This is a genomic window from Pseudomonas sp. Sample_23, from assembly GCF_004307595.1.
In the GTDB taxonomy this organism is placed as follows: Bacteria; Pseudomonadota; Gammaproteobacteria; order Pseudomonadales; family Pseudomonadaceae; genus Aquipseudomonas; species Aquipseudomonas atacamensis.
Genome location: NZ_RCNX01000021.1, coordinates 107,848 through 125,527, shown reverse-complemented (window position 1 = coordinate 125,527; position 17,680 = coordinate 107,848). Strand labels below are relative to the sequence as shown.

The 17,680-nt window shown below is 62.0% G+C and carries 17 protein-coding genes; 10 read left to right on the top strand and 7 right to left on the bottom strand.

Going from position 1 to position 17,680, the window contains the following annotated elements:
* From D8U82_RS05025 to D8U82_RS05010, 4 genes are all read right to left on the bottom strand, one after another.
* The coding region (locus D8U82_RS05025) for a class I SAM-dependent methyltransferase (RefSeq protein WP_130901769.1) at nt 1-400 on the bottom strand (400 nt) is incomplete at its 3' end.
* Between the two features lie 163 nt (nt 401-563).
* On the bottom strand, nt 564-1,775 hold the full coding sequence (locus D8U82_RS05020) for a cytochrome c biogenesis protein DipZ (protein ID WP_130901768.1): 1,212 nt from the start codon (nt 1,773-1,775) through the stop codon (nt 564-566).
* An 88-nt stretch (nt 1,776-1,863) separates the two neighbouring features.
* The gene (locus tag D8U82_RS05015) at nt 1,864-2,286 is read right to left on the bottom strand and encodes a hypothetical protein (protein ID WP_122751049.1); all 423 of its coding nucleotides are present in this window, start codon (nt 2,284-2,286) and stop codon (nt 1,864-1,866) included.
* Nucleotides 2,287-2,319: 33 nt separating this feature from the next.
* Complete coding sequence (locus D8U82_RS05010) at nt 2,320-2,583, bottom strand: DUF2790 domain-containing protein (RefSeq protein ID WP_016775158.1); 264 nt, start codon at nt 2,581-2,583, stop codon at nt 2,320-2,322.
* Between the two features lie 297 nt (nt 2,584-2,880).
* On the opposite strand from D8U82_RS05010, the gene D8U82_RS05005 reads away from it, so the two are divergent.
* From D8U82_RS05005 to D8U82_RS04990, 4 genes are all read left to right on the top strand, one after another.
* Entirely contained in the window at nt 2,881-3,621 is a 741-nt protein-coding gene (locus tag D8U82_RS05005) for a response regulator (protein ID WP_039762337.1), read from the top strand.
* Entirely contained in the window at nt 3,618-4,928 is a 1,311-nt protein-coding gene (locus D8U82_RS05000; RefSeq protein ID WP_130901767.1) for a HAMP domain-containing sensor histidine kinase, read from the top strand. Before D8U82_RS05005 ends, D8U82_RS05000 begins: the two co-directional genes overlap by 4 nt.
* 150 nt (nt 4,929-5,078) lie before the next feature.
* Nucleotides 5,079-6,125 carry a class I SAM-dependent methyltransferase gene (locus tag D8U82_RS04995; RefSeq protein WP_125918733.1) on the top strand — a complete coding sequence of 349 codons (1,047 nt, stop codon included), beginning with the start codon at nt 5,079-5,081 and terminating at the stop codon, nt 6,123-6,125.
* Nucleotides 6,126-6,179: 54 nt separating this feature from the next.
* Nucleotides 6,180-7,022, top strand: a complete 843-nt coding sequence (locus D8U82_RS04990; RefSeq protein WP_130901766.1) for an NAD-dependent protein deacetylase — start codon at nt 6,180-6,182, stop codon at nt 7,020-7,022.
* A 150-nt stretch (nt 7,023-7,172) separates the two neighbouring features.
* Here D8U82_RS04990 and D8U82_RS04985 read toward each other — a convergent pair whose 3' ends face one another.
* The gene (locus tag D8U82_RS04985) at nt 7,173-8,789 is read right to left on the bottom strand and encodes a L,D-transpeptidase family protein (RefSeq protein WP_130901765.1); all 1,617 of its coding nucleotides are present in this window, start codon (nt 8,787-8,789) and stop codon (nt 7,173-7,175) included.
* Between the two features lie 152 nt (nt 8,790-8,941).
* Between D8U82_RS04985 and D8U82_RS04980 the strand changes: the two genes are divergently transcribed.
* Nucleotides 8,942-9,655 (top strand): murein L,D-transpeptidase catalytic domain family protein, encoded by a 714-nt coding sequence (locus D8U82_RS04980; RefSeq protein ID WP_016775166.1) that lies wholly within the window; start codon nt 8,942-8,944, stop codon nt 9,653-9,655.
* Here the strand turns inward: D8U82_RS04980 and D8U82_RS04975 are convergent.
* On the bottom strand, nt 9,652-10,272 hold the full coding sequence (locus tag D8U82_RS04975) for a cell wall hydrolase (protein ID WP_016775167.1): 621 nt from the start codon (nt 10,270-10,272) through the stop codon (nt 9,652-9,654). The two genes, D8U82_RS04980 and D8U82_RS04975, sit on opposite strands and share 4 nt — an antisense overlap.
* A gap of 198 nt (nt 10,273-10,470) precedes the next feature.
* Between D8U82_RS04975 and D8U82_RS04970 the strand changes: the two genes are divergently transcribed.
* The 5 genes from D8U82_RS04970 (at nt 10,471) to D8U82_RS04950 (ending at nt 16,780) form a co-directional block, all read left to right on the top strand.
* Nucleotides 10,471-11,322, top strand: coding sequence for a CAP domain-containing protein (locus D8U82_RS04970; protein ID WP_122612209.1), 852 nt, complete (start codon nt 10,471-10,473; stop codon nt 11,320-11,322).
* A 119-nt stretch (nt 11,323-11,441) separates the two neighbouring features.
* Complete coding sequence (gene moaA, locus D8U82_RS04965) at nt 11,442-12,440, top strand: GTP 3',8-cyclase MoaA (protein ID WP_016775169.1); 999 nt, start codon at nt 11,442-11,444, stop codon at nt 12,438-12,440.
* A 25-nt stretch (nt 12,441-12,465) separates the two neighbouring features.
* Nucleotides 12,466-13,365: a bestrophin family protein gene (locus D8U82_RS04960; RefSeq protein WP_130901764.1), complete on the top strand. Its 900-nt coding sequence runs from the start codon at nt 12,466-12,468 to the stop codon at nt 13,363-13,365.
* A 619-nt stretch (nt 13,366-13,984) separates the two neighbouring features.
* Nucleotides 13,985-15,349: a glutamine synthetase family protein gene (locus tag D8U82_RS04955; RefSeq protein WP_130901763.1), complete on the top strand. Its 1,365-nt coding sequence runs from the start codon at nt 13,985-13,987 to the stop codon at nt 15,347-15,349.
* A gap of 147 nt (nt 15,350-15,496) precedes the next feature.
* Entirely contained in the window at nt 15,497-16,780 is a 1,284-nt protein-coding gene (locus D8U82_RS04950; protein ID WP_130901762.1) for an FAD-binding oxidoreductase, read from the top strand.
* Between the two features lie 111 nt (nt 16,781-16,891).
* Here the strand turns inward: D8U82_RS04950 and D8U82_RS04945 are convergent, their stop codons facing one another.
* Nucleotides 16,892-17,677, bottom strand: coding sequence for a DeoR/GlpR family DNA-binding transcription regulator (locus D8U82_RS04945; protein WP_130901761.1), 786 nt, complete (start codon nt 17,675-17,677; stop codon nt 16,892-16,894).
* Nucleotides 17,678-17,680 lie beyond the last annotated feature (3 nt).

Genomic DNA, 17,680 nt, shown 5'->3' with positions numbered 1-17,680 from the left:
CCAGCTCATTAGCGGCGCTGACCTGGTCAGGCGCGAACATCACGCCGAACGTCGACAACACGGCGTCGTAGCTTTCATCGGGAAAAGGCAAAGCCTCGGCATCGGCCACCTGAAAAATCACCTCCAGATGTTCGGCCCGTGCGCGATCCTGACCACGCTCCAGCAGTGCCGCGACGTAATCGGTGGAGGTCACCACACAACCGCGCCGCGCCGCTGCCAGGGTGGCGTTGCCGTTACCGGCGGCGACATCCAGCACCTGTTCATCACAGCGCAGATCGCAGGCCTCGGCGAGGCTTTCACCGACGATCTGCAAAGTCGTGCCGATCACGGCGTAGTCGCCACTGGCCCAAGCGACTTTCTGACGTTCCTTCAGGGCAGTGAGATCAATCGGGGTACTCATGACAGCGAGCTCCGTGGCAGAGAGAAAGCACAGGCTGCGACGCGGACCGTGCTTGCTCACTATCGCGCCGAGGCTGCCCGGCGTCCCTGTCAATCGTCCGGCAACCCCGTAAACCGGGCACTTTGCCGATGAGTGGTGAAGATCTGTCAAGCGCATGAAACACTCAGGCGGCAGGTGCCTTGGCCTCCTCCAGCAACTGCTTGATCATCTGCTCCTGCTCGGCATAGCGACCTTCACCGAAGTGGCTGTAACGCATCTGGCCCTTGGCGTCGATCAGGTAATGCGCCGGCCAGTATTGATTGTCGAAGTTGCGCCAGATCGCGTAGTCGTTGTCGATCGCTACCGGGTAGGTGATACCGAGTTTTTTCACCTGATCCTTGACGTTGTTGATGATGCGTTCGTAGCCGTATTCAGGCGTATGCACGCCGATCACCACCAGGCCGTCCTTCTCGTATTTCTTCGCCCAGTCTTTGACGTACGGCAGGGTGCGCTGACAGTTGATGCAGTCGTAGGTCCAGAAGTCGACCAGCACCACTTTGCCGCGCAGGGATTCGGCACTGAGCTCTGGTGAATTGAGCCATTGCACAGCGCCCGACAGCGACGGCATCGCGCCCCGGGCCTCGTCCATCATCGAATCGGCGCGAACCTTGCTGACGAAGTAGTCGACCACTTTCGGCACGTTTTCCAGAACGTTTTTCTCGACGCTGGCCACGCCCTCGGAAGAGGTATTGGCGAGCAGGGTTTTGTCGGCGCCCGTCGAGATCACCGCGACCGTAGCAAGTACCGCAACCCCGGTACCACGGCGCAACCAGCCGCTGAACGGGATCGACGGTTTCAGCCGATTGACCAGACCGCGCCCCGCAAAAATCAACGTGCCCAGCGACAAGGCACTGCCGACGCCGTAAGCCAGCAGCAACAGGCTCGTCTGGGCATTGGCGCCTTGCAACATTGCGCCGGTCAGAATCACCCCAAGGATCGGCCCGGCACAGGGCGCCCACAACAGGCCGGTGGCGACACCGAGCATGATCGAGCTCATCGGTCCTGCACGTTTACGCGTGTCCTGATCGAGACGATTGCCCAGCGCGACAAACGGCCTGGTCAGCCAGTCACTGACGCGGGCCGAGATCAGCGACAGGGCGAACAGCGCCATGACCAACAAGGCAACGTGGCGGCCGGTGTTGCTCGCTTGAATCACCCACTCGCTGCTGACCACGGCAAGGCTGGAGATCAGCGCAAAGGTCAGCGCCATGCCGGCGAGAGTCAGGAAGATCGAGGAACGGGTACGGTTGGCGCCAGCGAACAGAAACGGCACCACCGGCAGGATGCACGGACTGAGAACGGTCAGCAGACCGCCGAGAAATGCGATGAGGTACATAAGGGGTCACCTTGGAATGGGGGCTGGGCACGCAACCGGCCAGCGAGGGAAACGTCCCCTCGCTAGCTCGCTTTATTTACACCGTGGCTCATGCAATCTGGCCGTCGAGCAACTGCCCTTGAGGCGTACGACTGGCACCGTTTTCCGCGACCAGTTGGCCTTGCGGTGTACGGCTGGAACCATCAGCGGCGACCATCTGGCCTTGCGGTGTGCGGCTGGAACCGTCAGCGGCAACCATCTGCCCCTGCGGCGTGCGGCTGGAGCCGTCAGCGGCGACCATCTGCCCCTGCGGTGTGCGGCTGGAACCGTCAGCGGCAACCATCTGCCCCTGCGGTGTGCGGCTGGAGCCGTCAGCGGCGATCAAGGCATCGCTGCCCTCCTTCGCCACGGTGGTCAGCTGGAAGCAGGTGCTGCTGGCGCAACTGCTCTGCTCCACAGCACTGTTGGCGTGGGCGGCGGCACCGGTGAAGGCGAAGGCTGCTGCGGTCAGAAAGCGCGAGACGTTGTTCATGGCAAAACTCCTTGCAGAAAAAGTAGGGATGACTCAGTTCTGGTTGTTGCAGCCGTCAGCGAATTTGCTGTAATCCAGCTCGCGGGTTTTGCCGGCGGAATCGAGGTAGGTCATGCGCGCCTCGGTGATGCCGCAGGTCACCGAGGTGTCTTCGGTCATCGACAGCACTTTCTGGATATCCAGATGCGTGCCGTAGGTGTAGGTTTGCCGGCTGACGTCAGCTTCGGCGTGGGCCGACAGGGTGCAGATGTTCAGAGCGGCGAACAGGCAGGCGGCGAATACGGATTTGTTGTTCATGGTGTAGTCCTCAAGGCTTCAGTGGGTTTGAGCCGAGGCGGTCTGTGTGTGCCTCGATGGAGCCTATTTGAGGCCTTCGAGGTATCGCGTCTGTGTCAGGAAAGGACGAGAATCACTCGTTGTGTATCCATGCAGCGTGTAGATACACAGCGATACAAAACCCCGAAAAAATGGTGATTTTGCGTCGGTGTGTATCCGCCGCTGCGGCAGATACACTGCAATACAAAGGCAGGCAGGCGTGCGGTCTACGGCGCTATAGACTGCACGGCATTCCCCCTTTGACAGAGGCTTGAACCGATGGAACATGTCGATCACATTCTCATCGTCGACGACGACCGCGAGATCCGTGAACTGGTAGGCAACTACCTGAAGAAGAACGGCCTGCGCACAACAGTGGTCGCCGATGGCCGGCAAATGCGCAGCTTCCTTGATGCCAACACCGTCGACCTGATCGTGCTCGACATCATGATGCCCGGTGACGATGGCCTGCAGCTGTGCCGCGAATTGCGAGTCGGCAAACACAAGGCGACGCCAGTGCTGATGCTCACCGCGCGCAACGATGAGACCGATCGCATCATCGGTCTGGAAATGGGCGCCGACGATTACCTGACCAAACCTTTCGCCGCCCGCGAGCTGCTGGCGCGAATCAACGCCGTGTTGCGCCGCACACGCATGTTGCCGCCGAATCTGGTGGTCACCGAAGCCGGACGCCTGCTGGCGTTCGGTCGTTGGCAGCTGGACACCTCGGCCCGCCACCTGCTCGACAGCGACGGCACCATGGTTGCCCTCAGCGGCGCCGAATACCGCCTGCTGCGGGTGTTCCTCGACCATCCGCAACGGGTGCTCAGCCGCGATCAACTGCTCAACCTGACCCAGGGCCGCGAGGCCGATCTGTTCGATCGCTCGATTGATCTGCTGGTCAGTCGTCTGCGTCAACGCCTGCTGGACGATGCTCGGGAGCCGGCCTATATCAAGACCGTGCGCAGTGAAGGTTATGTGTTTTCGCTGCCGGTCGAACTGCTCGGGGCGTCGGCATGAAACTCAAGCTGCAATGGCCGCGCACCCTCGCCTCGCGCCTGTCGCTGATTTTCCTGATCGGGCTGATCCTGGCGCAGGGTCTGTCATTCGGCGCGCAATATTACGAGCGTTACCAGAGCGCGAAAAGCACCATGCTCGGCAACCTCGAAACCGACGTCTCGACCTCGATGGCAATCCTCGATCGCCTGCCCGCCGACGAACGCGAGGCGTGGTTGCCGCGTCTGGCCCGGCGCAACTACGGCTACCTGCTCAACGAGGGCGAACCGGGCATGCCGGTGACCTCGGCTGAAAAGTCCGTCGCGATTGCCTCGATTACAGCGGCCATCGGCGACACTTATCCCATCGTGTTTACCGAAGTTCCCGGCGGTCCGAGACAACACTTCCAGGGCCACCTGCGCCTGAGCGACGGCAGCCCGGTGACCATCGATATCCGTCCGGCGATGGTGCCGCTGTCACCGTGGTTGCCGGTGGTGCTGCTCGGCCAACTGGCGTTGCTGATCCTCTGCACCTGGCTCGCCGTGCGCATCGCCATCCGTCCCCTCACTCGCCTCGCCAACGCCGTGGAAACCCTCGACCCCAACGCTCACCCGATCAAACTCGACGAGCAAGGGCCGACCGAAGTCGTCCACGCGGCACGGGCGTTCAACGCCATGCAGACGCGCATCGCCGCCTACCTGAAAGAACGCATGCAACTGCTCGCGGCGATTTCCCACGACCTGCAAACGCCGATCACCCGGATGAAACTGCGCGCAGAATTCATGGACGACTCGGTCGAGAAAGACAAACTGAGCAGCGACCTGGGCGAGATCGAACATCTGGTGCGCGAAGGCGTGGCTTACGCTCGCAGCGTTCACGGCGCCACCGAAGAAAGCCGGCGTACTGATCTCGACTCGTTCCTCGACAGCCTGGTCTTCGACTATCAGGACATGGGCAAGGACGTGCAGCTCGGCGGCAAGAGCAAAGCGGTAATCGAAACCCGCCCGCAGGCCCTGCGCCGGGTGCTGGTGAACCTGACCGACAACGCCCTGAAATTCGCCGGCGCCGCGCAATTGCAGGTCGAAGCGCAGGGCAACAGCCTGTCGGTGAAAGTCCTCGATCGCGGCCCGGGCATCGCCGAGGCCGAGTTGGCGCATGTACTGGAACCGTTCTACCGCGTGGAAAACTCGCGCAATCGTGATACCGGCGGCACCGGGCTCGGGTTGGCGATCGCCCAGCAATTGGCGTTGGCGCTCGGTGGCTCGCTTATGTTGAGCAATCGTGAAGGTGGCGGGTTGTGCGCTGAACTGAAGTTGCCGCTGCCACGCTGAGAAAAACACCGACTAGACTCATTCATTACCCAGTCGAGGGGGCCGCAGGACGTCTGCTGTGCCCTGCCCCAATCCGTGACCACCGCCCGGTGGCGCCTGCCTCGACATTCAACGCCGCCGGACGGTGATCCTGTTTCAGGAGCACACGTGATGAATGAGGCGAAGCTCAACGAATTCATGGGCAAACTGGTCAACGACATGGGCGGCGCGGCGATGCTGGCCAACGTTATCGTCGGCGAAGAACTCGGTCTGTATCGGGCAATGGCCGACAGCCAACCGATCAGCCCCGAAGCCCTTGCGGCGAAAACCACCTGCAATCCGCGCCTGGTACGCGAATGGCTCAGCGCCCATGCCGCATCAGGCTATATGGAACACGTTGACGGTCAATTTCGCTTGCCTGAAGAACAGGCACTGGCGCTGGCCGTGGAGGATTCGCCGGTGTATGTCGCTGGCGGTCTCGGCGTGGTGGCGTCGTTTTTCCATGACAAGGACAAACTGGTCAAGGCCATGCGCGGCAATGGCGCCTTGTCGTGGGGCGATCACCACCCGTGCATGTTCAGCGGCACTGAACGCTTCTTCCGCCCCGGCTACAAAGGTCACCTGATTGCCGAATGGCTTCCGGCCCTGGACGGCGTGGTGGCCAAGCTGGAACGCGGGGCCAAGGTTGCCGACATCGGCTGCGGTCACGGCGCCTCGACGGTGATCATGGCTCAGGCGTTTCCGAAATCGCAGTTTGTCGGCTTCGACTTCCACGCGCCGTCAGTCACAGTCGCTACGCAACGCGCCGAAGAAGGTGGCGTGGGCAATCGCGCCAGATTCTTCGAGGGCACGGCGAAAAACTATCCCGGCGGCGACTACGACCTGATCTGCTTTTTCGACTGCCTGCACGACATGGGTGACCCGGTCGGCGCCGCTCGCCACGCTTATGAGTCGCTGAAAGATGATGGCACGGTGTTGCTGGTCGAACCGTTCGCCAACGACAAACTGGACGACAATCTCAACGCGGTCGGGCGCCTGTTCTACGCCGCCTCGACGTTTATCTGCACGCCCAATTCGCTGTCCCAGGAAGTCGGCCTCGGGCTCGGTGCGCAGGCCGGTGAATTGCGCCTGCGCAAAGTCTTTGTCGAGGCCGGATTCAAGCAGTTCCGCCGCGCCACGCAAACGCCTTTCAACCTGATACTGGAGGCGCGCAAGTAACCCGTGCGGATCGCGTGCTAACCTGCCGGCACTGCCCATTCTGGAGTGCTGAGCATGCTCGATAGCCCGATCCGCGAACATCTCGATATGCTGTTGCAGGCCATGGCCGACGATAAATTCCTGATATTGACCGGCGCCGGCATCAGCACGCCATCGGGCATTCCGGACTATCGCGACAGTGACGGCGTGCGTCGCGGGCGGCAGCCGATGATGTATCAGGAATTTCTTGCCGCCCCGGAATCACGCCGGCGCTACTGGGCGCGGGCCATGCTCGGCTGGCCGCGCGTGCGCCAGGCGCGACCGAATGCGGCGCATGAGGCGCTGGCGACATTGCAACAGCGTGGCCGGATCAGCGCTTTGATCACGCAGAACGTCGATACCTTGCACGATCAGGCCGGCAGCCACGATGTGATCGAACTGCACGGCAGCCTGCATCGAGTGCTGTGCCTGGATTGCGGGCAGCGCAGCGAGCGCGATGCGATCCAGCAGCAGATGGAGACACACAATCCCTACCTGAGTGGTGTTGATGCGGTGCAGGCGCCGGATGGCGATACCTTGCTCGACCCGGCATTTGAAGCGCGCTTTCAGGTACCGCAGTGCCCGCATTGCGCAGGTGAGCGGATGAAACCGGATGTGGTGTTTTTCGGCGAGAACGTGGCGCAACCGACGGCCGCGCGGGCCTTGGCCGCTGCCGAGAATGCGGCGGGGTTGCTGGTGGTGGGATCGTCGTTGATGGCGTATTCGGCGTTTCGCTTGTGTCGGGTGATTGCCGAGCGTGGCAAGCCGTTGATGGCGATCAATCTGGGCAAGACCCGGGCGGATGATCTGCTCGATTTGAAAATTGAAGGCTCGTGTGAGGAGCTTTTGCCGTGGTTGGTGGAGGAGCTGGGGCGGTGAGATTTTGAGTAATGGGTTCGGCTTGAAATCGGCCCCTCACCCTAGCCCTCTCCCGAGGGAGAGGGGACTGACCGAGGTGTTTGTACGGGATTCGTCGACCTGAAATCACTCATCGAACTCAGATCTTTGACTGCCGTGCTGGTGCCGGACTCAATGCGCCCGATCCAGCCCCGCCAGCAATGCGCTGTCGTGGCTGTAGATGTCCGGCGCATAACGCACATGGCCGCTGCTGTCGACTTGCGCCGTCCAGTAGGTCATCAGGATCGGCACCGGCGCCGACAGGCGAAATTCATGGGTGGTGCCGGTTGCCAGCAAAGTCTCGGTGCGAGCTTTTTCTGCCGGGGACAGCAGCAGATCGCGCAGTTGCAGCGGGTGCTCGACGCGCACACAACCGGAACTGAACGCCCGTGGGCCTTTGTCGAACAGCGCCTTGCTCGGCGTGTCGTGCAGGTAGACCGAGAACGGATTGGGGAAACGGATGACCATTTGCCCCAGCGGATTGCGCGGGCCGGCGTCCTGACGCAGGAGGATATTGCCGGGGTTGTCCCAGTCGATATCCGCCGCTGCCAAAGGCTGGCCGTTGGCATCGAGCACTTGCAGGTTCTGACGGCTGAGGAACGTCTGATCCTTGCGGATTTCCGGCAGTTTGTCTTCCTTCCAGATAGTCGGCGGAACGGTCCAGGTCGGGTTCAGCGTCAGCCGGGTGACGCGGGATTTGAGCAGCGGCGTCTGGCGTTCGGCGCGGCCGACCTGGGTGCGGGTCTGCCACACCGGTTGACCGCCCTGATACAGCGTCAGCTCAGCGGCGGCCACGTTGACCACCAGGCCAATGGGCTCCATGTCCTGGGCCATCCAGCGGAAACGTTCGAGATTGACGCGCAACTGATCGCGACGGGTCAGCGGGCTGATGTTCAGCTCGGCAATGGTGCCCGGTCCGACCACGCCGTCAGCTTGCAACGAATGGCTGGCCTGAAAGTGCTTCACCGCTTCCACCAGCACGTCATCGTAGGCGTTGTCCGGCGTCACCAGTGCGTGTGCCAGATAGCCTTCGCTGTACAGACGACGGGCCAGTTCCGGCACGCGCGGGTCTTCCATCGCCGGGCGCAGCAACGGGCCGTTGCCCACCGGCTGCCATTGCGGCAGGGCTTGCAAGCGTTGCGCGGCGTACAGCTGACGCAGGCTTTGATATTGCGGCAGATGCGGACGCGCCAGGTCGAACGCCGCAGCAATATCGTTCATGCCCGGCACGGCAATGCTGAGCAATTGCGCCTGACGGTCCGTCGGCGGGCCGTCGACACGCCACAGCGGTTCGAAATGCGATTGCAACAGACGGCCGTAATGCAGATCCTGCAAGGCCTGCAGGTAGTTGCGGCTGATGTCGATGTCGGCGCACAACTCGCCATCCTGCGGCGGCGTTGTAGCCACGGCGTAGCGATTCGGATTCAACCCATCATCGGCCAACAGCTGCAATTGCGCGCGCAATGCCGGCAAGCGTGCCGACTCACTCGCCCACACCGGCATCCAGTCCTGCTGTTCATAAAACGCCTGCAATTGGCTCAACGCCGGGCCATTGAGACGCGGAGCAATGGCCGGGCACGACTGCGCCAGGCTGATTAAAACCGCCTGCAACGGGCTGCGCGGCTCGACCGGCAATTGCGTTTCCGGCGTCGGCAGGGTTTCGAGCGGGGGCAGCGGCTCATCGGCGCAAGCGACAAACGGCGCAGCGAGCAAACAAATGCTCAAGTAGCATGCGTACTTTTTGAACAACTGCTTTACTCCAATCCATGGCCGTCCAGATGACGGTCAACCTTACATCAGGTGCGCTGAACAGTCAGGCTCGAACCGCGAGCCTGCGGGTATTGACTGGGAGTCAGGAGCCAAAGTGCCGTTTATGTAGCAAGTTGAGGACACTTTATAAAATGTTGACGTTTTTGCGCCGACTTCTGTTGAGCACCGCGACCCTTGTCGCCGTGACCAGCCCAGTATTTGCCGCCGGCAAGCCATCGCCGGTTCTCTACAACAGCCTCGCCCACGCCGCGCCGGAACTCAATCCCCAAGCGCTCAAAGGTGCATTGAACGCCATGCAATGCGCGGTCAACAACGGCGCAAAACCCTCGCGGCATCTGGCGATCATCGATTATTCGCAACCGTCCACCGAACGCCGCCTGTGGATCTTCGACCTGAGCAAAAAGAAACTGGTGCTGCGTGATCTGGTTGCCCACGGTTCCAACTCCGGGGAAAACTTCGCCACGCAGTTTTCCAATCGCGAAGGCAGTTATCAGTCCAGCCTCGGCTTGTTCCGCACTCAGGAAAGCTACGAAGGTACTCACGGCTACTCGCTGCGCATGGATGGTCTGGAGCCCGGTTTCAATGACTTGGCCCGCGATCGCGCGATCGTGATTCATGCCGCCAGTTACGTGAATCCGCTGTGGAGCAAGCGTCAGGGGCGTATCGGTCGCAGTCAGGGTTGCCCCGCCGTGCGGCCGCAGATCGCCAAACAGGTGATCGATCGCCTGAAGAACGGCCAGTTCATGTTTTCCTGGTATCCGGATCAGCGCTGGCTGCAAAAGTCACCGTATCTGAACTGCCAGCCGCAACAGGTGGCGAGCATTCTCAACACCCACGCCAGTTAACGCGCGTCGCCGCCGGCGGGTTTGTAGAACAGGAACCTGCCGGTCTGCGCGGTGTTGCGATAGGCCTTGGCCCAGCTCGGGTGCACGCCGCGATCGTGAAAATACAGGGCACCGCGCGTGCGGTCCTTGAGCTGACGGTTCAACGCCTTGCCGGCGATTTCCTTGGCCAGCGCGTATTCGGCGTCTTCCTTGACCTGATCGGGCTTGCCATCGCACCACCAGGAAAACTGGCAATTGCCGCTTTCCGATCCTTGCTTGACCACCGCGCACACCGTGTCGGGAAAGCCGTCGTGGCCGAGGCGATTCATCACCACGCTGGCGACGGCTTCCATTTCCGGGGTGTCCTTGCCCTTGGCTTCCCAATAGATACTGCGCGCCAGACAGGTCAGCGGATCGTCCAGCGGCGCGGCGCCGGCCGGGTCTACCGCCTGCGCTTCGGTGGGGGTGATGGCCTCGGATTTTGGCGCTGGCGCGGCGCTGACTTTATCCGCCGCTTTCTCCTCCAGCACCTCGGCTTTCTGTTCGGCCTTGGCCTCGATCGGCGCCTGCGCCCCGGCCCATGCTGCGCCGGTCAAAAAGATCCACAACAAACCGCCCGCCAAGCCTTTCGATCCCATGTCGATTCTTCCGTCAGCGCCCGCCCGGGGCAAGATGTTACGTCGGTGAGACGCCCGGTTTGCGGGGTCTTCGCAGAGTGTAGCGAGCAAATGCGCGGGCACACCAGCGCAGAAAAAAATCCGCCGCAAAGAAAAACACATTCACTCACCGGGGGCCTTTCGCGCATCATGGGCGCATTCAGCTCAAGGGAGATTTCCATGCGCTTCATGCCGTCCGTTTTGCGTTGTGCCGCACTGTCGCTGGGCGTGGTGTTCGCCACCTCGGCGCTGGCTGCCGATGAACTGCAATTGATCGAGTCGATCAACAGCTATCGCAGCCAGCCGCAGCGTTGCGGCACGCAGGCATCGAACGAGTTGCCACCGCTGTCGGCCGATCCACGTCTGCGCCTGCCGGCCAGCGGCGCGGTCGATCTGCAGCAGGCCATGACCAGCGCCCACTACCCGATGGTCAACGTGCAGGCGATCACCCTCAACGGCCCGCGCGATGCAGCGGCGGCGATGCAGGCGATCAAGGAAAGCTTCTGTAAGGTGGTGCTCGATCCGCAGTTCGTCGATATCGGCGTCAACCGTGTCGACCGCGACTGGCGCATAGTCCTCGCGCGGCCGTTGCTGACGGCGAAACTCGGCGATGCACAAAGCGAAGGGCAAAAGCTGCTGGCGCAACTCAATACCGCGCGCGGCCAGGCGCGCCAGTGCGGCGGGCAGTCCTTCGCGGCGGCAGCACCGCTGGCGTGGAATGCCACGCTGGGCACGGTCGCTCAGGATCACAGCCGCGACATGGCCAACAACAATTACCTCGACCACAAGGACCGCGACGGCCGCACGCCAGGCGACCGCGCCGAGCTGTCCGGTTACAGTGGGCAACTGGTCGGCGAGAACATCGCCGCCGGGCAAGACACCGTCGGCAAGGTCGTCGACGGCTGGCTCGCCAGCCCCGGGCATTGCGCCAATCTGATGAATCCGCAATATCAGGAACTGGGCGCCGCCTACGCGACCGACCCGAAAAGCAACGCCGGCATTTACTGGACGGCAATGTTTGGCGCACCGTAACGCATCATCGACGCCGTCAATCACTCGGTCAGCCAGAGTGATTGGACGGCATGGCGAACGCAGCCTACCCTGCGCGATCTGCGCCCGCTGACGGCGCTCCACATCCACGAGGCGAGCCCATGACACAGCGTGAATTGATCGATGGTCACAACCGCCGCGTGGATTATCTGCGCCTGTCGGTTACCGACCGCTGCGATTTTCGCTGCGTCTATTGCATGGCCGAGGACATGCAGTTCCTGCCACGCCAGCAGATCCTCACCCTCGAAGAGCTGTTCCAGGTAGCGCAAAGCTTCGTCGCCCTCGGCACGCGCAAGATCCGCCTCACGGGTGGCGAGCCGCTGATCCGGCCTGGTGTCGTGCAACTTTGCGAACAGATCGCCGCCCTGCCCGGCCTGCGCGAACTGTGCCTGACCACCAACGGCTCACAATTGGGCCGACTGGCCCAGCCGCTGTTCGACGCCGGGGTCAAGCGCCTGAACATCAGCCTCGACAGTCTCGATCCGCAGCGCTTCAAAGAGCTGACCCGCACTGGCGATCTGGCGCAGGTCATCGACGGCATCGATGCCGCGCGTGCCGCCGGTTTCACCCGTACCAAGCTCAATTGCGTGGTGATGCAGGGCCGCAACGATCACGAGATCAACGATCTGGTCAGTTTCGCCATCGAGCGTGATCTGGACATTTCCTTCATCGAAGAGATGCCGCTGGGCGCGATCGCCGAACACAGCCGCGCCGAATCCTTCTACTCCAGCGCGCAAGTGCGCGAACGCATTGCCGAACGCTTTACCCTGATCGACTCGACCGAATCGACGCAAGGGCCGTCGCGCTACTGGCGCGTGGCCGAAGCGCCGAACATTCGCCTGGGCTTCATTTCACCGCACAGCCATAACTTCTGCGGTACCTGCAACCGCGTGCGCCTGACCGTCGAAGGTCGCTTGCTGCTGTGCCTGGGCAACGAGCATTCGATGGACCTCAAAGCGGTGTTGCGCGCCCATCCGGGCCACCCGGAACGTCTGGAGAACGCGATCATCGAGGCGATGAAACTCAAGCCGTATCGACACAACTTCGAAGTCAACGACGACGTGCAAGTGGTGCGTTTCATGAACATGACCGGCGGCTGATTCGCCGCGCAACCGGGACCGCGAGATGATCGTCAGACCGAGACCCAATCAGTTCGCCGTGCTGTTCACCCTCCGAGGCTCGATCGCCAAACGCATCGCCGTGCGCACTTTGATGCTGACACTGCTGGCGGCAGCGATTGTGCTGATCGAACTTCTGGTGCCGAGCTACTTCGCCCAGATCAATTCGACGCCGTTCACCCTGCTCGGTCTGTCGCTGTCGATCTTCCTGAGCTTTCGCAACAACGCCTGTTACGACCGTTGGTACGAAGGACGCAAGGCCTGGGGCGAGGTGCTGCTGCGGGTGCGCGCGGTGATGCGCGAAACCCAAGGCATCGATGACACGCGCCTGCGTGGACAACTGTTGCGCAACCTGTGCGGTTTCGCCCACGCGTTGAATGCGCGGTTGCGTGGAGACAGTGAGGAGCAGGCCAGCACCGACTGGGTCAGCCCGCCGATCGATGGGGCGGCGCCGGATCACTGCGGCCAGATCATTCATCAGGTCGGGCGCCAGTGTTCCGAGCTGGAAACGGCCGGTGTGCTATCGCCATGGCGTTATCAATTACTGGCCAATCACCTGACCTGCCTGAGCCAGGCCCAGGCCGTATGCGACCGCATCAAGAACACGCCACTGCCCTTCCCTTACACCCTGCTGCTGCACCGCACCATCTACCTGTTCTGCCTGTTGCTGCCGTTCGCCATGGCGCAATCGCTGGGATGGTTGACGCCGCTGTTCACGGCAATTGTCAGCTACACCTTTTTCGGCTTCGACGCGATTGCCGATGAACTCGAAGACCCGTTCGGCCGCGATGAAAACGATCTGCCGACCGATGCGCTGGTGCGCACCCTGGAGCGCGATGTGCTGTACGAACTCGGCGTCTCGCCGTTGCCGCCCGCGCCGGAACCGGACGATTACGTGCTGCGCTGAATGGCTCAGCGGCAAGCAACGACATGGCCCGGCGCGTCCGCTCGGGACCGAGGTGCGGCCATTCGCGAGCAGGCTCGCTCCCACAGTTGAAATGCACTCTCCTGCGGAAGCGAGTCTGCTCGCGAAAACAGTTGAAATGCATTCTCCTGTGGGAGCGAGCCTGCTCGCGAAAAAGGCAACTCGGTCAATTAGCCCAAACGCTGGAAAGCGCCACCGACGAATCTTCCATTTACACGCGCGCAAATTCCCCCTTACTATCCGGGCACACCGGTCGCCGGGCCTGCCCCGCCGCCGACGCTTTCCGCCAACGGAAACACGCGTTATGAGTACGTCACCACAACAACCCCAAAGGTTGCACGTCTCTGCTGTACGCGCCCACTGCAGCAGGGGCCGCGTATGAACCGCATCGTCAATCTGCCCATGGCCCTGTGCCGTTCCAAGCTGCGTCACTCCGCACGCCCGCCGGATATCGCCATTCCTGCCTGATCGCGTGAGCTGAAACCGCGACAGTCAATTTCCCGATTTTCCTGATATCCCTGCCGGGACACTTACGCCTTTTTGTCGCGTCGTGTCCGGCCGAATCTGCGCGCCTGTGCGGCGCCACCGTGAGTGATTTGCCATGAAATTCGCAGCCATCGAAGACGCACGCCTGTTCCTCGAACAGAACCCCGATATCGACATGATCGAATTGTTCATCCTCGACGCCAACGGCGTGCCGCGCGGCAAGCTGTTGCACCGTGAAGAACTGCTCGCCGTGTACGAAAGCGGCCGACCGCTGCCGAGCACCATCCTTGGCCTGACCGTACAAGGCGAGGACGTCGAGAACTCCGGGCTGGTCTGGGATGTGGGCGACATCGACTGCCGCGCCTATCCGCTGCAAGGCAGTCTGGTACGCCTGCCGTGGCGACAGATTCCAACCGCTGCGGTGCAGGTCAGCATGCACCCGAGCGAGGGCATGCCGGCGAGCATCGCTGACCCTCGGCACCTGCTGATCAAGGTGATCGACGGGCTCAAGGCCGAGGGTTATCACCCGATCATGGCGTGCGAGCTGGAGTTCTATCTGCTCGACGCCAAACGCGATCACAACGGCCGCCCGCAACCGGCGCTGGACGCTGACGGCGGACGACCGCGACACACGCAAGTCTACGGTTTGCGCGAGCTGGAGCAGATCGAGCCATTCCTCGCCGACCTCTACAGCGCGTGCAAACTGCACGGTATTCCGGCGCGCACGGCGATCTCCGAATACGCCCCGGGGCAAGTGGAAATCACCCTTGAACACGGCGATGCGCTGGAAGCGATGGATCAGGCGGTGCGCTACAAGCGTCTGGTCAAAGGCGTGGCGCACAAGCACGGCATGCAGGCGACGTTCATGGCCAAGCCGTTCGATGATCTGGCCGGCACCGGCATGCACATGCACGTCAGCCTGGCCGATGCCGAGGGGCGTAATTTGTTCGCTTCTGAAGACCCGGCCGGCACACCGCTGTTGCGCACGGCGATCGGCGGCATGCTCGCCTCGCTGCTCGATTCGCTGCTGCTGTTCTGCCCCAACGCCAACTCCTACCGGCGTTTCCAGGCCAACAGCTACGCGCCACTGGCGCCGACCTGGGGTGTCGATAACCGCACGGTCAGCCTGCGCGTACCCGGCGGCCCGGCGCCGACACGACACATCGAACACCGCATCTGCGGCGCCGATGCCAACCCTTATCTGGCAGCGGCAGCGATCCTCGCCGGCATTCATCGCGGCATCCGTGAAGAGCTGGATCCGGGGGCACCGGTCGAGGGCAATGGTTATGCTCAGGCGAAAGAACTGCTGCCGACCGATTGGCTGACGTCGCTGCAGGCGCTGGAAAATTCACAGTGGGCACGGGAGGCGTTAGGGCAGGAATTCCTTGGGGTGTATCTGGCGGTGAAGCGTGCCGAGTATCGGCAGTTCATGGCTGAAGTGGGTGAGCAGGATTGGCGGTGGTACCTGACCGAGGCCTAACGATCCGACACCGAACCTGTGGGAGCGAGCCTGCTCGCGAAGGCGTCATCACATTCAACATTTTGGGTGACTGACACACCGCTTTCGCGAGCAGGCTCGCTCCCACAGGGAATGCACTTCGAACCTGAATTTTTTGTGGACCCCGACATGACCATTCGCTGCAATTCCTACTACACCGCCACCCTCAACCAGGACACCGACTACCCGACCCTGCAAGGTCGGCACAAGGTCGATGTGGTGATCATCGGCGGCGGTTTCACTGGCGTCGCCACTGCCGTCGAACTGGCGGAAAAAGGCCTGAAAGTCGCCATCGTCGAAAGCCACAAGATCGGCTGGGGCGCCACCGGGCGCAATGGCGGGCAAGTCACCGGCAGCCTTTCCGGCGACGGCGCGATGCGCAAACAGATGCGTGCAAAACTGGGCGATGACGTGGACGATTTCATCTGGCATCTGCGCTGGCGCGGGCATGAAATCATCCGCCAGCGCGTCGAGAAATATGCGATCCAGTGCGACCTCAAACACGGCCACTTGCACGCGGCGTACAAGCCGAGCCACATGGTCGATCTGCGCAAGGATTACGACGAAGCCGTGCGTCGCGGATTAGGCGATGAAGTGAGCCTGCTCGACCGCAGCCAGGTTCGCGACCTGCTGCAAAGCGAGCTCTACCACGGCGCAATCAGGAACACCCGCAACATGCACCTGCACCCGCTCAACCTGTGCATTGGCGAAGCACGCGCAGCCGAAAGCCTGGGCGCGCTGATCTTCGAAAACAGTGAAGTGCTGGAGATCATTCACGGCGACACACCTGGCGTGCGCACCGCTCACGGTCAGATCGACGCCAGTCAGGTGATGCTCGCCGGTGACGTCTATCACAAGCTCGAACCGGGTCAGCTCAAGGGCAAGATCTTCCCGGCCATGGGCGGCATCGTCACCACCGCGCCGCTGGGTGATCTGGCGCAACAGATCAACCCCGAAGACCTCGCCGTGTACGACTGCCGCTTCGTCCTCGATTACTACCGGCTCACCGCCGACGGCCGTTTGCTGTTCGGCGGCGGTGCCAACTACAGCGGCAAGGATTCGCGCGACATCGCTGCGGAACTGCGCCCGTGTATCGAACGCACGTTCCCGGCGCTAAAAGGTGTGGCGATCGATTACCAGTGGAGCTGCGCGATGGGCATCGTCATCAACCGCATCCCGCAACTGGGCAAGCTCTCGGACAACGTCTGGTATTGCCAGGGCTACTCGGGACATGGCATCGCCACCACGCACATCATGGGCGAAATCATGAGCCGGGCAATCACCGGGCAAATGGAGCAATTCGACACCTTCGCCGCGTGCCAGCACATTCGCGTGCCAATGGGCGACCTGCTGGGCAACCCGTTGCTGGCGGCGGGGATGTGGTATTACCAGATGCTTGAGCGGTTGCGCTGAATTCACTGGCCCTATCGCGAGCAGGCTCGCTCCCACATTGGATTTGTGCACGACACAACACCCTGTGGGAGCGAGCCTGCTCGCGAAGAGGCCCTCAAACCCCACACAAACTCAATCCGACAACTGCTCCACGACAATCCCCAACCGCCGATAATCCTCGACATTCCCCGACCCCGGATGCCGCTCGGTAATCAACCTATGCAGGCGCGTACACGGCGCCACCACAAACGGCTCCACCGCGCCCAGCTTGTCCGCCGTAGTCACTGCAATCACCCGCGCTGCACTGTCGAGCATCGCCTGTTTGATCGGCACTTCATCGAAATGCAGCGAGGTGATCCCGACCTCGGGATGAATCGCACACACCCCGGTAATTGCCAGATCAGCCTTGATTCCGGCCAGCAGTCGCAGCGCTTCCTGACCACTGGCCGACATCGAATGCGGATTCAATTCACCACCCGCCAGAATCACTTTCACGCCTTTATATTCGGACAAGGCAATCGCCGTCAGCGGTGAAGCGGTCACGGCGGTGATGCGGATGTCGGACGGTAATGCGCGCGCCACCTGCAACGTGGTCGAGCCGGAATCGAACAGCACAATCTGCCCGTCCTCGATGTGCTGCGCCGCCAATTGCGCCAGGCGCACCTTGACCTCGTCGGTCTCATCCAGACGGGTGAAGTAATCCTTGCCCGAATCCTTCGGTCGCGGCAACGCCCCGCCATGCACCCGCTGCACCAGCCCGGCGCTGTCCAGCTCGGCGAGGTCGCGGCGGATGGTGTCTTCGGAGACTGCGAAATGCTGGCTCAGCTCGGAGGCCATGACCTTGCCGTCACGTTCGAGAAGCAAAAGGATTTTCTGCCGGCGCAGGGACGGCAATTCGGCGATGGAGTGGTCGTGCATGGT

Excerpts from the sequence above, each read along its gene's own strand:
- D8U82_RS05020 (WP_130901768.1), bottom strand. The coding sequence starts at position 1,775 with ATGTACCTCATCGCATTTCTCGGCGGTCTGCTGACCGTTCTCAGTCCG.
- D8U82_RS05015 (WP_122751049.1), bottom strand. The coding sequence starts at position 2,286 with ATGAACAACGTCTCGCGCTTTCTGACCGCAGCAGCCTTCGCCTTCACC.
- D8U82_RS05010 (WP_016775158.1), bottom strand. The coding sequence starts at position 2,583 with ATGAACAACAAATCCGTATTCGCCGCCTGCCTGTTCGCCGCTCTGAAC.
- D8U82_RS05005 (WP_039762337.1), top strand. The coding sequence starts at position 2,881 with ATGGAACATGTCGATCACATTCTCATCGTCGACGACGACCGCGAGATC.
- D8U82_RS05000 (WP_130901767.1), top strand. The coding sequence starts at position 3,618 with ATGAAACTCAAGCTGCAATGGCCGCGCACCCTCGCCTCGCGCCTGTCG.
- D8U82_RS04995 (WP_125918733.1), top strand. The coding sequence starts at position 5,079 with ATGAATGAGGCGAAGCTCAACGAATTCATGGGCAAACTGGTCAACGAC.
- D8U82_RS04990 (WP_130901766.1), top strand. The coding sequence starts at position 6,180 with ATGCTCGATAGCCCGATCCGCGAACATCTCGATATGCTGTTGCAGGCC.
- D8U82_RS04980 (WP_016775166.1), top strand. The coding sequence starts at position 8,942 with ATGTTGACGTTTTTGCGCCGACTTCTGTTGAGCACCGCGACCCTTGTC.
- D8U82_RS04975 (WP_016775167.1), bottom strand. The coding sequence starts at position 10,272 with ATGGGATCGAAAGGCTTGGCGGGCGGTTTGTTGTGGATCTTTTTGACC.
- D8U82_RS04970 (WP_122612209.1), top strand. The coding sequence starts at position 10,471 with ATGCGCTTCATGCCGTCCGTTTTGCGTTGTGCCGCACTGTCGCTGGGC.
- moaA (WP_016775169.1), top strand. The coding sequence starts at position 11,442 with ATGACACAGCGTGAATTGATCGATGGTCACAACCGCCGCGTGGATTAT.
- D8U82_RS04960 (WP_130901764.1), top strand. The coding sequence starts at position 12,466 with ATGATCGTCAGACCGAGACCCAATCAGTTCGCCGTGCTGTTCACCCTC.
- D8U82_RS04955 (WP_130901763.1), top strand. The coding sequence starts at position 13,985 with ATGAAATTCGCAGCCATCGAAGACGCACGCCTGTTCCTCGAACAGAAC.
- D8U82_RS04950 (WP_130901762.1), top strand. The coding sequence starts at position 15,497 with ATGACCATTCGCTGCAATTCCTACTACACCGCCACCCTCAACCAGGAC.
- D8U82_RS04945 (WP_130901761.1), bottom strand. The coding sequence starts at position 17,677 with ATGCACGACCACTCCATCGCCGAATTGCCGTCCCTGCGCCGGCAGAAA.